The organism is Falsiroseomonas tokyonensis (genome assembly GCF_019024325.1).
Taxonomy (GTDB): domain Bacteria; phylum Pseudomonadota; class Alphaproteobacteria; order Acetobacterales; family Acetobacteraceae; genus Falsiroseomonas; species Falsiroseomonas tokyonensis.
The window spans coordinates 618,101-632,449 of record NZ_JAFNJS010000004.1 but is presented as its reverse complement, the minus strand read 5'-3'; the positions used below and the strand labels follow the sequence as shown (position 1 = coordinate 632,449).

11 protein-coding genes are annotated in these 14,349 nt (G+C 62.1%); 6 read left to right on the top strand and 5 right to left on the bottom strand.

Going from position 1 to position 14,349, the window contains the following annotated elements; all coding sequences use genetic code 11:
* Positions 1 to 45: 45 nt before the first annotated feature.
* Positions 46 to 456 (bottom strand): restriction endonuclease subunit S domain-containing protein, encoded by a 411-nt coding sequence (locus J3S20_RS16650; protein ID WP_216837604.1) that lies wholly within the window; start codon positions 454 to 456, stop codon positions 46 to 48.
* Complete coding sequence (locus tag J3S20_RS16645) at positions 453 to 2,459, bottom strand: type I restriction-modification system subunit M (protein WP_216837603.1); 2,007 nt, start codon at positions 2,457 to 2,459, stop codon at positions 453 to 455. The genes J3S20_RS16650 and J3S20_RS16645 overlap by 4 nt, the downstream gene beginning before the upstream one ends.
* 117 nt (positions 2,460 to 2,576) lie before the next feature.
* On the opposite strand from J3S20_RS16645, the gene J3S20_RS16640 reads away from it, so the two are divergent.
* Positions 2,577 to 3,725, top strand: coding sequence for a hypothetical protein (locus J3S20_RS16640; protein ID WP_216837602.1), 1,149 nt, complete (start codon positions 2,577 to 2,579; stop codon positions 3,723 to 3,725).
* Between the two features lie 1,145 nt (positions 3,726 to 4,870).
* On the opposite strand, the gene J3S20_RS16635 is transcribed toward J3S20_RS16640, so the two are convergent.
* Complete coding sequence (locus tag J3S20_RS16635; protein ID WP_216837601.1) at positions 4,871 to 5,155, bottom strand: hypothetical protein; 285 nt, start codon at positions 5,153 to 5,155, stop codon at positions 4,871 to 4,873.
* A 382-nt stretch (positions 5,156 to 5,537) separates the two neighbouring features.
* Between J3S20_RS16635 and J3S20_RS16630 the strand changes: the two genes are divergently transcribed.
* The 3 genes from J3S20_RS16630 to J3S20_RS16620 all read left to right on the top strand — a co-directional run bounded on the left by J3S20_RS16630 (position 5,538) and on the right by J3S20_RS16620 (position 9,584).
* Positions 5,538 to 7,010, top strand: a complete 1,473-nt coding sequence (locus J3S20_RS16630; protein ID WP_216837600.1) for an antitoxin MazE-like protein — start codon at positions 5,538 to 5,540, stop codon at positions 7,008 to 7,010.
* Between the two features lie 250 nt (positions 7,011 to 7,260).
* A complete protein-coding gene (locus J3S20_RS16625; protein ID WP_216837599.1) occupies positions 7,261 to 8,802 on the top strand; it encodes an RNA-directed DNA polymerase in 1,542 nt (513 codons plus the stop codon).
* A gap of 212 nt (positions 8,803 to 9,014) precedes the next feature.
* On the top strand, positions 9,015 to 9,584 hold the full coding sequence (locus J3S20_RS16620) for a recombinase family protein (protein WP_216837598.1): 570 nt from the start codon (positions 9,015 to 9,017) through the stop codon (positions 9,582 to 9,584).
* 14 nt (positions 9,585 to 9,598) lie between these two features.
* Here the strand turns inward: J3S20_RS16620 and J3S20_RS16615 are convergent, their stop codons facing one another.
* Positions 9,599 to 9,754 (bottom strand): hypothetical protein, encoded by a 156-nt coding sequence (locus tag J3S20_RS16615; protein ID WP_216837597.1) that lies wholly within the window; start codon positions 9,752 to 9,754, stop codon positions 9,599 to 9,601.
* Between the two features lie 577 nt (positions 9,755 to 10,331).
* Positions 10,332 to 10,868 carry a hypothetical protein gene (locus tag J3S20_RS16610; RefSeq protein ID WP_216837596.1) on the bottom strand — a complete coding sequence of 179 codons (537 nt, stop codon included), beginning with the start codon at positions 10,866 to 10,868 and terminating at the stop codon, positions 10,332 to 10,334.
* 272 nt (positions 10,869 to 11,140) lie between these two features.
* On the opposite strand from J3S20_RS16610, the gene J3S20_RS16605 reads away from it, so the two are divergent.
* Together J3S20_RS16605 and metZ are read left to right on the top strand one after the other, a co-directional pair.
* Positions 11,141 to 12,607, top strand: coding sequence for a tyrosine-type recombinase/integrase (locus tag J3S20_RS16605; protein ID WP_216837595.1), 1,467 nt, complete (start codon positions 11,141 to 11,143; stop codon positions 12,605 to 12,607).
* Between the two features lie 368 nt (positions 12,608 to 12,975).
* Positions 12,976 to 14,346 (top strand): O-succinylhomoserine sulfhydrylase, encoded by a 1,371-nt coding sequence (gene metZ, locus J3S20_RS16600; RefSeq protein ID WP_216837594.1) that lies wholly within the window; start codon positions 12,976 to 12,978, stop codon positions 14,344 to 14,346.
* The last annotated feature ends 3 nt before the right edge of the window (positions 14,347 to 14,349 follow it).

Below are 14,349 nucleotides of genomic sequence, written 5' to 3'. Positions count from 1 at the left end.
GCCTCCATGCGTGAGAATCTCCACGCATACAAAAGCACAGCCCAATCAGGCAAGTTCTTTATGACACAGTAGTACTAAGCAGTAGCGCAAAAACTCTGACCGGATGCGCTTCTCTCGAAGGACCAGAAGCTCCGTGCTACCGATACCGTCGGCATAGGCGAGATGAGCTTTAGCGAGGTATGGCCTGAGCTTGCCGAACAAGACATCCCCTGCGCGGAAGCAGGTTCCGATACCTTCTGCCCGTGCGGCATCTTCTCCTTGAACCAGCCGCCCGGTCCATGGCTCGATATTTTCCAGACCCACGTAGCGGTCATCAAGTGCGACCGGCCGTTTGACGTTGATGATCTGGGCCGCGCGCTTTAGGCGAAGCACTGACCAGTGCGCTGGCACCTTGCTGAACCAGCCAAAGCCATCTGCTTGGACGCTGCGAGTTCGCAGTCCTGTGCCAACAGTCATGCCGCGATCTCCCGCAGCATGTTCTGAATCTCGCCCGCGAGGCGGCGGAGGTCGGCGTCGATCTCCTCCAAGGGGCGGGGTGGAACGTATTGGTAGAAGGTCCGGTTGAAGGGGATTTCGTAGCCCGTGCGGGTCTTGTCATCATCGATCCACGCATCCGAGGCGTGTGGCAGGACCTCGCGCTCGAAGTAGGCGCGGATGTCCTCCTTCAGCGGCACAGTCTCGGTATCGCGCAGATCGACGTCCGGCTCGGGGGCGCCGCTCTTCATGCAGGGCTGCGCCGTCTCGTCGCGCTCGCTGAGCCCAGCTACCACGGCGTTGAACAGCGGCGTGGGCAGCTTCACTGCGTGCTTGGTGAGCAGCTTCTTCAGGTGCGCGGTGAAGGCTTCGCGGGTCCGCCACACGGTCTCGGCAACCGCGCTCTCCAGTGCCTTGAACAGCGCGGCCTTGAGGGCTTCGCCGTCAGCAACCTCCTGCTGCGCAGCGGCGCCCTTCTTCCGGCTAGTGCCGAGAGCCTTCATCATGACGACCTCGGCCAAGGCGCCGATCCGCTCCGAGGTAATGGAGAAGCCGAGGCGCAGCGGGCGCTCGACCGTGATCCTCCAGTAGCCAAAGTCCTCGTTGTCGAAGACTTTGCTGACGTCGCACTCGGCCATGTCCCCGAAGAGCTGTGTGATCTCGACGATGGCCGTCTCGGGGATCATGTTGCGTTTGTTGCCGAGGCTGCGGCGCATCTTCTCGGCCATGCCGGTCGCATCGATCAACTGCACCCTGCCGCGCCGGGCAGGTGCCTTCTGATTGGTGATGATCCACACATAGGTGCTGATCGGAGTGTTGTAGAAAAGCTGGTCTGGAAGGCCGACGATGGCTTCCAACCAGTCGTTCTCGATGATCCACTTCCTGATGTCGCTGGGGCCGGACCCGGCGCCGCCGGAGAACAGCGACGAGCCGCTGAGCACCACGGCGAGGCGGGAGGGGCGTCCATCCTTGTGGAACTTGGACACCATGTGCTGAAGGAACAGCAGGGAGCCATCGCCGACCGGCGGCAGGCCCGCGCCGAAGCGTCCGGCGGTGCCAAGGTTTTCGTGCTCGGCGCGAACAGTGTCCTCCACCTTCTTCCAATCCACGCCGAAGGGTGGGTTGGAGATGCAGTAGTCGAAGGTCTGGCCCTTGTGGCCGTCCTCGGTGAAGGAGTTTCCGAAAGCGATCCCGGCGGGGTCCTGCCCTTTGATGAGCAGGTCCGACTTGCAGATGGCGAAGCTCTCCGGGTTCAACTCCTGCCCGAAGGCGACCAGCTTCGCTGTGGGGTTCAGTTCGCGAAGGTATTCCTCGGCGACTGAGAGCATGCCGCCCGTGCCGGAGGCGGGGTCGAAGATCGTGCGGATCGCGCCCTGCTGCGTCAGCGCCTTGGCGTCCTCGGTGAGCAGGAGGTTGACCATGAGGCGGATCACCTCGCGAGGGGTGAAGTGGTCACCCGCCTGCTCGTTGGACTGCTCGGCGAAGCGCCGGATCAGTTCCTCGAAGATGTAGCCCATGGCGAGGTTGCTGACCCGGTCGGGGTGCAGGTCGATCTCGGTGAACTTCGAGACGACCTTGAACAGGAGATTCGCCTCGTCGAGCTTGGCGATTTGGGTCGGGAACTCGAACCGCTTGAGGAAGATGTCCCGGACCTGCGCCGAGAACCCGTTCACGTAGGCCCGGAGGTTGTCCGCGATCCCGGCGGGGTCAGCTTTCAACAGGGCGAAGGTGTAGGGGGAGGCGTTGTGGAAGCCATGCCCGGCGGCGAGGTTCAGCATGGCCTCGCGCATGGCATCGTCGGCCGTCGCCGGGATCACCTTCGCCCGGTCGAGGACGGCCTGCTTGGTCGCCCCCAACAGGCAGTCGAGGCGACGGAGGACCACTAGGGGAAGGATGACCTTGCCGTAGTCGGCAGGCTTGTAGTCGCCCCGGAGCAGATCGGCGACCGACCAGACGAAGCCGACTTTCTCAGAATGACCTTCCACGCGTCCCCCTCAACACCTCAGTTCCGATTCAGGCTGAGTACGACCTGAGACAGTCCTGTAACCTTTAAAGCAGGCCGAAGGCTTGCGCGACTGGGTAAACCATCTCGGTGCAAAGCTTTGGACGATAAAATCAGGAGGTCGCGTCCGGGAAACCCTTTCCCCAATAGGGGCTCAAACCGCTGGACGTACGCCGGAACTGGGGTATTTGCGACAACGCAACAGCAACAGGAGGCCACCACGCACTTCGACAATGCACCTGCCCTCCGCGTCTATGGTCCTCATGCTCGCCGCATCGCGACCCTGATTGCGATCAACCCGGGTCTGGCCCAGCGGCTCCTGTGCGCGCCGACACGGGTCATCCATGCGGTCGGCGCCTTCCTGCACCTTGCCGACAGCGGGACTGATCCCGATGTCGCGGCCACTCTTCACGACACCGACCCCCGTGCGCTGCTTCGACTGGCCATTCCGGGGTGCCCACCTACCTTGTTTCGGGCGCTGGATCGGGCTGGCTCTATAGTCGGCAGCCGGGTCTTTTATCAGCGGATCGCTTCGATCTCGGCCGGTCCCTATGGGAACCTGATCGTCGACGGCTCAGGGCGGATCGACGACCGGTTGTTGCGTCACATCGAGACGTTGGCGGAGGCTGCGGACCCGGCGGTCGCCAGCCTGCCGCCTTCGCTTCTCAGCGATCCGTCTATCGCCGAAGCCGTGGGCGCCGTGGCATCGTTGTTGCGCGCATCTGGACTTGATCCAGACGCTGCGATGCGGGGTATTCCAGCCAATGCTGGCATTGAGGCCGTCTTTCGTCGGCTCAAGAAGCAGGTGTCCGCGTTGCGCGCGCCTTCGGTGCAACCCATGGTCGTTTCGCCACTGCGCCAAATTTTGTCGATTGGTGAGCTTCGGGCACTCGGTAGGCGACTAGACCTCTGTGTTTCGAGCCCACAGCACGGCGGCGTCCACCATTGGATGAGGCTAATTGGCGGTGAATCCCTCTACCTTACCCACGAAGCGCATCCTGTCCTTATCGAACTGCGACGGAGCGGAAGAGGCGTTTGGCACCTCGAAGATGCCCGCGCCGCACATAATCGCCCTGTTTTTCCTCCGGCACGCCGAGAGATTATCGAACTGCTTCGCTTAGGTGGGCAGAATGTTGTTCCGGTCGATCCGGCCGAGGGCCTTGTCACTCTTTCGTGCCGGTCCGACACGATGTTCGAGCAATGGGAACGAAGTCTTGGTGCGGAACTGGCGGCGCTCGATGACGGATAGGACTTATAGTTGGTTCGGCGCTGGCAACATACTCATAGGTTCCCTACACTAAACATGACCTGACAGCTAAATACGTCCATGATCTACGCCCCATCCACTCATCGTGTGTTCCTGTCCGGACTTACGTCCGATGCCCTCACGCCAAGCCGCTGCGCTTTGGTATTGGCATTCTGCCGCTGGGCAGCCGAAAGATTTGTTGGCTGTCCAGTCCGATTTCTGGCGGTCTACCGGAACAACAGGCGCGTCGGGTATGAGTTCTGGATGCCGGATCGCCTCTCCGCAGCCCGGCTGGCGCTTTACTACGAGGCCGCTAGAAGCGAGGAGCCTTTTCGACTTGCCCCCACCTATCCATGACGCGGGCTCGAAGGTCGACCAGAGCGGACGCGGCTAAGGCTGAACGGCACCAGCAGGAGGTGATCGACCTGCTGCGAGGGAGCGGTCACCAGCACGTCGCGGATCGGCTCCACCGGTGCCTGCTGGCCCGGAGGTCACGTCATGACGCTCCGGCGAATTCGTGGCCATGGCGGTGCCGAAGCGCGGGATGCTCGTCTTGCCGCAGAACAATGATCGCCGCCGAATGGGAGTTGATCTTCAGGGTCGGCGCCGAAGGCAAGGTGGCGTCGGCCAGCGTCTCCCTACCGCTGGAGCGCGGAGCAGGAGACCTGCGGCAGGCAGTCCGATCACTCCGCCGTACCCTTCGTGACCTCCGTGATCGATGGCGCCTCCATGACCGTGGTTGGAGCCACGTTGGGTTTCGAGGGCTGGCAGCAACGGATGGCGCCATGCTGTTGTTTCAACACGCTGCCCTCGACGCGAGCGCCATTGCGGCCGTCCTGCTTCGGCGGTGGCCGACTGCCGTCATCGGGGCGAGCACCACACCCGGTTTCACGGAGCCGAAGGGACTGCTGTGTGTGTACGATGCCGCAGCCCTTGCTGTGATGAAGCGCGGCATAGAACCGCTCCGCATCGGGATCAGAAGCCGCCAGCGCATCCGGCGTGGGGGGAAGCGAACGCGGATTGGACCAAATTGGAGCGAGCCATGGCCGGTGGTCATCGGCTAGCAATCCGCCGGGTGACGGGCAAAAACGACACCTAAGGCGCCAGCTTCCCTACAAACGAAATTTTAAAAGTCGTTATGAAGTTTCCTAATCTGGCGCGGCGCTGATCTCGCTCAAACATTCTACGGCAGTCTGGAGTGCTTCGACAGCCTCCTCCATAGTTTCGATCCAGCCTCGATAATTCTCGGCTTTATCAGAGTCCTGCCATGCGTCGCTCCGCTCATCAGCGTATGCGGACGCCTTGTAAATCTCGCTGCTGAGTTCGATTTCAAGTTGTTTTATAATTGGCGACACCTGCGCGATCCTGTCCACCAATTGTTTGCTAAGCTTCCGCGCCCACTTGCTCCAATGAATCAGTTGTTCAGCAGCCATTACCCATACGATGAGGGGTGGCCGATCATTCACGGCAGTGTGAATTCTTCCATTCACATTGAACAGGAGGCGATACTGCCTACATTTTGATTTGGCGGCAATACCTACGCGTATTGCTTGGGTGTAAAGTCACGGGATCAACAGGGCATGCATCCCCAATGTTCATCAGGTAGCTGCCGAGGTGGGAGCGGCCGGGTATGGGTGAGGTCGTGCCGCAAACACCACCGCACTCCTGTCGCCGCTACACGCAGGCCCGACAGGGAGTATTGACGCTGCCGCAAAATCAACCACTAATTGCTGCATCGACACGGACTGTCGCGCAGCTTCAGGAGCGCGTACTGCCGGTCTTGTTCGACTCCCCTCATCACGACAGGCAGTTTGAATGGATGGAGTTACGCTGCCGGTCGCGAACCCAAAGGGGGTCCGGGGTCAGCGTGTCGGCCCCGTCCGCCTCCTGACAGGCGACGCGTTGGAAGTCCTCCGTCGGCTGCCAGAAGGGCGCTTCCATACCTGCGTTACCTCCCCACCCTACTTCGCGGCCCGCGACTACCGGGTCGAGGGACAGATAGGGCTGGAAGACACGCCCGACGCCTACATTGGCCGGTTGGTGGACGTTTTTCGTGAGGTTCGCCGTGTGCTGCGCGCCGACGGCACGCTTTGGCTCAACATAGGGGATTGTTACGCGTACGGTGGCGGAGGCGTGGATCGGAACCTGTCGAACGAATTTCGCTATAAGAAATCGGCTGGTGGACAGGATCGCATTCCTGAGCATCGCGCGGTTAAGCGGCCACCACTTGGGACCAAGAAGAAGGACCTCTTAGGTATCGGGTGGCAATTGGCAGTTGCACTCCGGGACGACGGCTGGTGGCTCAGGCAAGAAATCGTATGGGAGAAGCCGCACTCGCTTCCGAACTCAGCGATTGACCGCTTCACGTCCTCCCACGAACGCATTTTTCTGCTGACCAAGCGGGCGACCTATAAGTTCGACGCCAGCCTCCGCAAGCAGCATTCAGTGTGGACCATCCCGATACGCCCACAGGCTGGACCCCACACGGCCCCGTTTCCACCCGAACTCGTCCGGCGATGCCTTGTTGCCGGAACGCAGGAAGGCGGAGAAGTGCTTGATCCATTCGGCGGCTCCGGCACCACCGGGATCGTCGCTTCCCAACTCGGTCGCAAAGCCACGCTGATTGACCTGAGCCCCACTTTCGTGGAGTTCGCGCGGCGCCGAATTGCAAATGAGCTTGGACTTCCGACTGCAAAGCTGATCAAGAGTAAGTCCTCAGCGTCGCATGCGACGGCGCCAGCGGCTGGTCTGCGGAAGTCACAGGCGCCCGATCAGCCTTATGTCGGCCGGTCGCGCTCATCCCTCGGAAAGAGCAAGACCAAGTCGCAGGCATATCGGGCTCGCCTTCGAGAAGGTGGACTGCGACCGGTGCAGTTCTGGGTGCCTGATACCAAGGCTCCTGCGTTTCGGATGGAGGCCGCCCGGCAGGTGGCGCTATTGGGAGAGGGGGCTGGCTGCCCAGAGTGTGAGTGGCGTCGGGGCGATGTGGTTGCCCTACTTGCTGCCGGTGGCGATCAACGGCTTGCGGTTATCGTTCAATCAGATTGTTTCGCGACAACCCGGACCTTGCTGGCGTGCCCACTGGTGGCAGATGCTCTTGGCGCCCCGCTACTGCGTGTGCTTGTCGAACCCTCGGATCACTTACCCCTCGAACGGAACGCATGGATCATGGTTGAGCGAGGTGGCCCTGTAGACCGTCACAACATTGGCTCATCCATCGGTCACCTCTCATGCAGCGAAGTGGCTAACTTAGATCGGGCACTGTTCGTCCTGTTGGGGCTTGGGTGAACTTTGTCTTGCGGCTGCATCCGTGCCGACTTCAAGACTCTGCTGAGAAAGGAAGTGTGTGGCTGCGCGATGAAGCGGTTGCCCTCAGTCATCAATGATGAGGCTGCTGCCTCATCTAGAGGATTCAAACGCGGCCTCGACTCGGTGCTGAACCTTACGTTTTCTACGCGCCGCCAACCGAGCGCCCGCCAATCGCGTTTCAGCCCGGCGGAGGCAAATCCGCAGCCGATGCAACGAGACGGTAAAATTGATGAAATTGAAGAAAGCCAGCCTCGAATGGGCCATAAAGCATATTATCTCAGAGGGCGATACGGATTTACTTCCTCTCCCCTTCGAATTTAACGTCATCAACGAGTATTCGGCGCGTGCCGTTAAATCACTTTCTAATGTCGATATCAACGCTCACAACTGGTCGAGCCCACGCAGATTTTTGATACCAAAGCGCGAGCTTTCATTTCGGGCGGTTTTACAACTTGAGCCTTTCGACGCAATATTATTTGCAGCCCTAATCTACGAGATTGGCAGAAGTCTTGAGCGCCGTCGGCGCCCAGTCAGGGAAAACTCGGTTTTTAGTAACCGTTTTTCTCCCTCTAAAGGGGGCAGAATGTATGCTCTCGACAATGGTTGGGAGGAATTCTGGAAGCGTTCCCTCGAATTGGCAAGCAAGGGCAAACATGTTTTAGTCACAGATATAAGCGATTTTTATAACCAAATTTACCACCACACAATAGAAAATCAAATCGACGAGGCGGTCAAGAATAAGGAGCACTTACATGCAATCAAAAACTTTCTAAGTCGATGCACTGATGGGGTCTCGCGTGGTGTGCCCGTTGGTCCCCATGGAACGCACATACTCGCTGAAATGGCGCTTATACCACTCGACAATTTCATGCTAGGGCAAGGGTATCAGTTTTGTAGGTATGCCGACGACCTACACGTTTTCGCTGACTCACACCGTGAGGCTCAGAAAGCACTCTATTCGATAGTGGGCTATCTAGACAACACCCAAAAAATCCAACTCAATCGCCAGAAAACGGCAATAATTGAATCAACGACCTTTGCGCGAGTTGCTAGATCGAAATCAGAGAGCGACCCCATCAATGACGCCGAGCGCGATCTGGTGGCGGCAGTCCGCTCTCTTTCGTCAAGTCCTTACCGACGAATTTCGCCTGCCAAAATCAAAACTGCGGAGATGGAGTTTTTTTCCAAACCAAAAATAGAGGGCATATTGAAATCCTACATTTCCGAGAAGGATATTGATTATATTCGTTTGCGTTGGGTCATTCGAAGACTTGCTCAGGCAGGCATGCCCGGCGGGGTGGATTTTATCATGCGTAACTTTGAAATATTTATTCCTGCGCTTGCTGAAGTGGCCAATTATTTCGAAAGTTGTGCCGGAAAATATGATGGGGAATGGCGGGAAGTTGGCGCACAATTCCTTCGCCTTGCAGAAGACGATCTGGTCGCATCGAATGAGTATCTTCGAGCCCTTTTTATCAATCTCTTTGGTCGCATCAAAAAATTAAATCATGTGAATGAGCTTACCAAGCTTTTTCAAGAGGAACGCTCGCCGTCTGTGAGGCGAGAAATAGTAACGGCTGCGGCTCGTGCAAAGGCCGCAGATTGGTTCCGCATTGTGAAGGGCGAGTATCTAAATGCAGACCCTTGGTTGCGGAGGGCTATCATTCACGGAGGGGTGGCGCTTCCGAAAGATGAGAGAACTGCATGGTTGAAGGGGGTTAAACGAAAGGCAACGGACCTAGAGCAGCTATTAGTATTAGCAATCGAGTAAATTGGGTACTGCGTTGAGTGTCTGGTGATTTCGAACGTCCCATCCCTCCATCCCCGCACCCTCAACATCGCCCCCCAAATTCGGTGATTTTCGGAGGAGGTTGACGGCCTCGGTCAATAACGTCCGGTCATTTGCAGTTCTTCGTTCTCAAAACATTGTCCCGAAACCGCATCGTCATTACCTCGCCTCCTGACGGGTTTCAGGAGAACTGCATGCTACTCGGCTACGCGCGCGTCAGCACTGACCAGCAGACCCATGCCCTCCAGCTTGATGCCCTGCGCGGCGCCGGGTGCGAGCGGGTCTTCATCGAGACAGCCAGCGGCACCCGAACCGACCGCGCCGAGCTAGCCAAGCTTCTGGAGATCGCGCGCGAGGGCGACACCGTTGTGGTCTGGCGGTTGGACCGCCTCGGTCGGTCCCTGCGCCACCTGATCGATCTGGCGGAGGACTTCCAGCGGCACGGCATCGCGCTGCGCTCCCTGACGGAGGCCATCGACACCTCGACCTCCAGTGGCAGGTTCATGTTCTCGATCCTTGGCGCGCTCGGCCAGATGGAACGCGAGATCATCGTCGAGCGGACCCGGGCCGGTCTGGCCGCCGCCGCGCTGCGCGGCCGCAAGGGAGGTCGTCCGCTTTCGATGACCGAGGACAAGGTCAGGGCGGCCAAGGCCATGCTGGCTTCCGGCACGATGAGTTCGGGCGAGGTAGCCCGCCAGATCGGGGTCAGCGCCAGCACGCTCTACCGGCACCTGCCCGGGTCCAGAGCCGCCGCTGCCTTTTAGCTGGCCTGTCTGGTTCAGGTCAGCATCGCGAACGCATCAGGGGCAGGAGCGTCGAGGGGGCTGGAGGCGGCTTGTGCCGCCGCCACTACCCTGAACCGGCGCCGCACCGGTCGCATGCGACCATCCAGATTGCCGGTGTAGGCGCAGTCGCATGCGACCATCAGGTGCATGCCTCATCCCGCTGGCGCGCGGCCGCGTCCGTGGTTACGTCGGTCATCGACACCCTGCTTTAGTGTCGGGAACTGGTGCGCACTGAGGGCGTGATCGAGACCGAGCTTGGTCCACGACGGCGGCATCAGCCCGTACCTTATTTCTATGGCCACGGCGTCGTTCTCGGCGCGGCACACCGCGCAATGTCGTGGACGAGATGAATTGGTTGGCGGTCGCCGCCTCAATCGGTTTATTTCGGTAGACCGTTTTCCAGAAAGCCCCGTGGCAGAATACAGCGACGCGGCCCCGATCTCTCGACCACAGCGGCCGTGACGTGGTTGTCGCGGTTCAACGGGAGATCAGCATGGCTGTCTGTCAGTGGTGCAAAACCGAGGCGACGCTCCGCAAGTGCGACAAGTGCGGGAACGTCTGGCACTGCCACCACAAGCCCGGGCGCAGGACGACCTCGATCAATGTCTGCGAGCAGTGCCGCGCCGTCGACAAGTTCACGCTGATCCGGTGACCCGGATGCCACCCTGACTACGATGCTGTGGTCAGGGTGGTCAGAACGATATGTCGCCGTCCCTGCCTCTCTGGTCAGGCTGCCTTTTTGGCCCAGTAGGCCCGCAGCATCTCCTTTACCCGCTCGCGTGCTGCGTGCCGCGACAGGCGTTCAGTAGCCTCGGCGCACCGTCCCTCGATCTCCTCGAACACTTCGCCAGTTGTGCTGTTGCCGCCGATGTGGTCGGCGTAGTCGCGCACGACGCTCGTCCAGTAGCCCGTATCCCGGTCCACCACTTTGATAAGGGCGCGGTGCATGACCGGGGTTGCATCCTCCGACAGGAGCAGCGCGAGGTAGGGCAGCAGCGGGTCAAGGCCGAGCGCCTCTGCGATGCGCAGCAGCGCCTCGTCGGACGGGCCGGTGACCTGCGCGCCAACTGCGATATGCTTGATGGCGGTGAAGTTGTTGCCGCCCCCCCTACCATCCTGTCCGACGCCTGCGGCCTCGATGACGGCGGACTGGGTGCGACCGTCATCGGCGAAGGCATCTTCAAGGATGCGGCATACGCGGGCGCGGCCGGTGAAGTAGTCGTCGGCAGCCTTGGCAGGCTTGAGGGTGATCGGGCGGGCCATGATGTCTCCGTGAATTGCTATCGACGGCAACATAGTCGGCACCCCGCAAAACAGCACCGAACTGGCTGTCCTCGCTCAGCAGGTACTTAAAACCACCTCATCCTGACCGGGCTGACCATGCCGTCGTGGTCAGGATGGTCAGGCGGTCACCAACTACCGAGTTTTGGCACGGCGGTTCTCGGATGACGGCGTGAGATCATCTCCGCATGACTCCAAGCCATCTCGATGCACCAATCCACCAGAACCTCGACCAGCACACTGCGCGGTAGCTCGTGCGTATCGCGGTCACCGAGGCGGTCATCGCCGACCTCCAGCGCGAGACCCGCACGCGGCTGCTCGATGTATGGGACGCCACGGTGCGCGGCCTCGTGCTGCGCATCCTGCCATCCCGGCGCGCGTCATGGTCGGTCCGCGCATGGACCGCCGATGGACGCCGCACCTCGATCAAGATTGGCGAACATCCCTCGACCAAGGTGGCCGACGCCCGCAGGCTCGCCCTCGTCCAGCTTGGTGCCGTCCAGCAGGGCCGTGATCCAATCGGGGAGCGCCGCGCTGCCCGGGAAGTTCGTCGAGCAGCAGCAGCGGCCATCACGGTCGACCAAGCCCTAACGGATTGGCAGCGGGCGCGCATCTACTCGGCGGAGCGGCCATGGTCGCGGACCTACGCGTATCGGGTCGAGAGCGCGCTGCGGGTCCATATCCCTCGCCGCATCCGGCTCCAGCCACTTCGAGACATCCGGCGCGAGACATGGACGCGGCTGCTGGCGGGCGTGGCGCAGTCGACACCGGGTGCGGGTGCATTCCTGTACACCGTCGTGTCGTCGTTCCTCGGCTACGCGGAGGCCATGGGCTGGATCGAGACCCATCCTCTGCCGCGCCGTGGCCGCACCCTGATCGCCCCACATGTGCCACCCCGAACCCGGGTTCTGGACGACCATGAATGGCTGGCGGTCTGGAACGCCGCCGAGCGGGAGCCCGTGAAACTCCGCGCATTCACCCGCCTGCTGATCCTCACCGCCTGCCGGGTGTCTGAGGTCGCCAACATCGGCGTCGGCGAGATCATGGCCGATGGCGCCATCTGGGCGATCCCGGCGGCGCGAACCAAGAACTCGCGTGAGCACATCCTGCCACTGAGCCAACTGGCACAGCGCGAACTGCGACTGGTCTGGCCGCCCGATACCGGCGCGCTGGGCCCGGCATGGATGCTGCTCGGCCGGTCGCCCACACAGGGGTTCACCGGGAACGGCAAGCTCCTGCGGCGCCTGTTCGAAGCCTCCGGCACAGCGGGATGGACATGGCATGACCTGCGCCGCACCGCCCGGACCGGGATGACCTACCTGAACGTGACCGAGGCCGATGCAGAGGCCGCCCTGAACCACGTGACCGGCCGCAGCAAGCTGGTGGCCACCTATGACCACTCCGGGCCATCGGCCTCCGCCATCACCGCCCTACGGGTCTGGCAGAGCTATGTGGCCGATGTGGTGGAGGGGAGACGCTCACCCGGCGACGCCGAGGCCCGTCACAGGGCGGCCCTGCCGGAGGACCTGCGATACCGCAGCAAGCCGAAGTTCGTCGCCAGAAAGAAAGCCAAACCCGGCCGGAAAGCGCCGGTACTGGATCAAGGGGCGGACCAGCCGCGTCAGGACCCAGACTCCACGCTCACGGGTAGGCAACCAGCACTGGTGCCGGAGGCCGTCGAGGCGGCAGAAGATGAGGAAATCTGCGGGGTTTCGGGCTGACAGGCGGAACGTCGAGCGTCCTTGGGAAGCTGACGTTCTACCTCTGAACTACGCCCGCAGCCCTGCCTCTATATCCGGCCCCGGCCCCGGCCCGCAAGCGGCCCCAGCGCCGGCCCTCCCACGCCATCCTTGACCGCCGCCCGCCCCACCCCTAAGCCTTCGCCCCAGGCGCGCCAGCGCCCCTCGCGATTTGTCCGGCCTGATTGCGGCGAGGTCCCGGTGTGCCGGGCGGAAGGTCTCCCAAAACCCCTTCCGAAAACAAGCGCGCTAAAGGGTCGCGGGGTGCGCCATGCGCGAATCCTCGACGCCCTCTGGTGGGGCCGGGCGCCCAACACGTCGCAGCGAAGGCTGCAACATGAGGTGTCCCGATGGCCAAGACCCTGCCCGACCGCCCGCTCCGCCCCGCCACCCTTCTGGTCCGCGGCGGGCAGATGCGCTCCAACCACGACGAGACCTCGGAGGCGCTCTACCTCACCTCCGGCTTCGTCTATGAGAGCGCCGGCCAGGCGGAGGACACCTTCCTCGGCACCACCCAGCACTACCAGTATTCCCGCTTCGGCAATCCCACCGTCACCATGCTGGAGGACCGGCTGTCGGCGCTGGAGGGCGCGGAGGCCTGCCGGTTGACCGCCACGGGCATGGCCGCGGTGCATGCCGCCATGCTGTCGCATCTGAAGGCGGGCGACCGCGTCGTGGCGTCGCGCGCGCTGTTCGGCTCCTGCCATTGGATCGTCTCCACCCTGCTGCCGCGCTACGGAATCACCTCGGTCTTCGTCGATGGCGGGGACCTGGCGCAGTGGAGGGCGGCGTTGTCCGAGCCCACGGCGCTGGTGCTGCTGGAGACGCCGTCGAACCCCATGCTGGACGTGCTGGACCTGGCCGCGGTCTGCGACCTGGCGCATGCGGCCGGCGCGCTGGTGGTGGTGGACAATGTCTTCGCCACGCCGCTGCTGCAGAAGCCGATCGAATTCGGCGCCGATGTCGTGGTCTATTCGCTGACCAAGCACATGGACGGCCAGGGCCGCGTGCTGGGCGGCGCCGTGCTCGGGCGCAAGAAGTGGGTGGATGAGGTGCTGCAGCCCTTCATCCGCAATACCGGCCCCTCCATCAGCCCCTTCAACGCCTGGGTCATCCTGAAGGGGCTGGAGACGCTGCACCTGCGCCTGCCCGCCATGTGCCATTCCGCCGCCGCCATCGCCGATTTCCTGGCGGAGCGGGTGGAGATCGCGCGCGTGCTCTACCCCTTCCGCATCGACCATCCGCAGCAGGCGCTCGCCAAGGCGCAGATGGCCGCCGGCGGCAGCCTGGTGACCTTCGACGTGAAGGGCGGGAAGCAGGAGGCGTTCCGCTTCCTCGATGCGCTGAAGCTGGTCGACGTCTCGAACAACCTGGGCGATGCCAAGTCCCTGGTGACGCATCCGGCGACCACCACGCATATGCGCGTGGGCGCCGAGGAACGCGCGCGCCTCGGCATCACGGACGGCACCATCCGCCTCTCGGTCGGGCTGGAGGATGTGGCGGACCTGATCGCGGACCTGTCGGAGGCGCTGGACGCCATCGCCCCGGCGCCGAAGCCGACGCGCCGCGCCAAGGTGGTGATCGACCCGCCCGTCGGCGCCGAGCCCGCCCCGGCGCCCGTGCCGAAAAAGCCGGCCAAGGCCCGCCCGGCCGCGGTGCCGGATGCGACGCTGTTCGAACTGGCCGGCGACCTGCCGGAAGCGCCGCGCCGCAAGGAGTAGGTC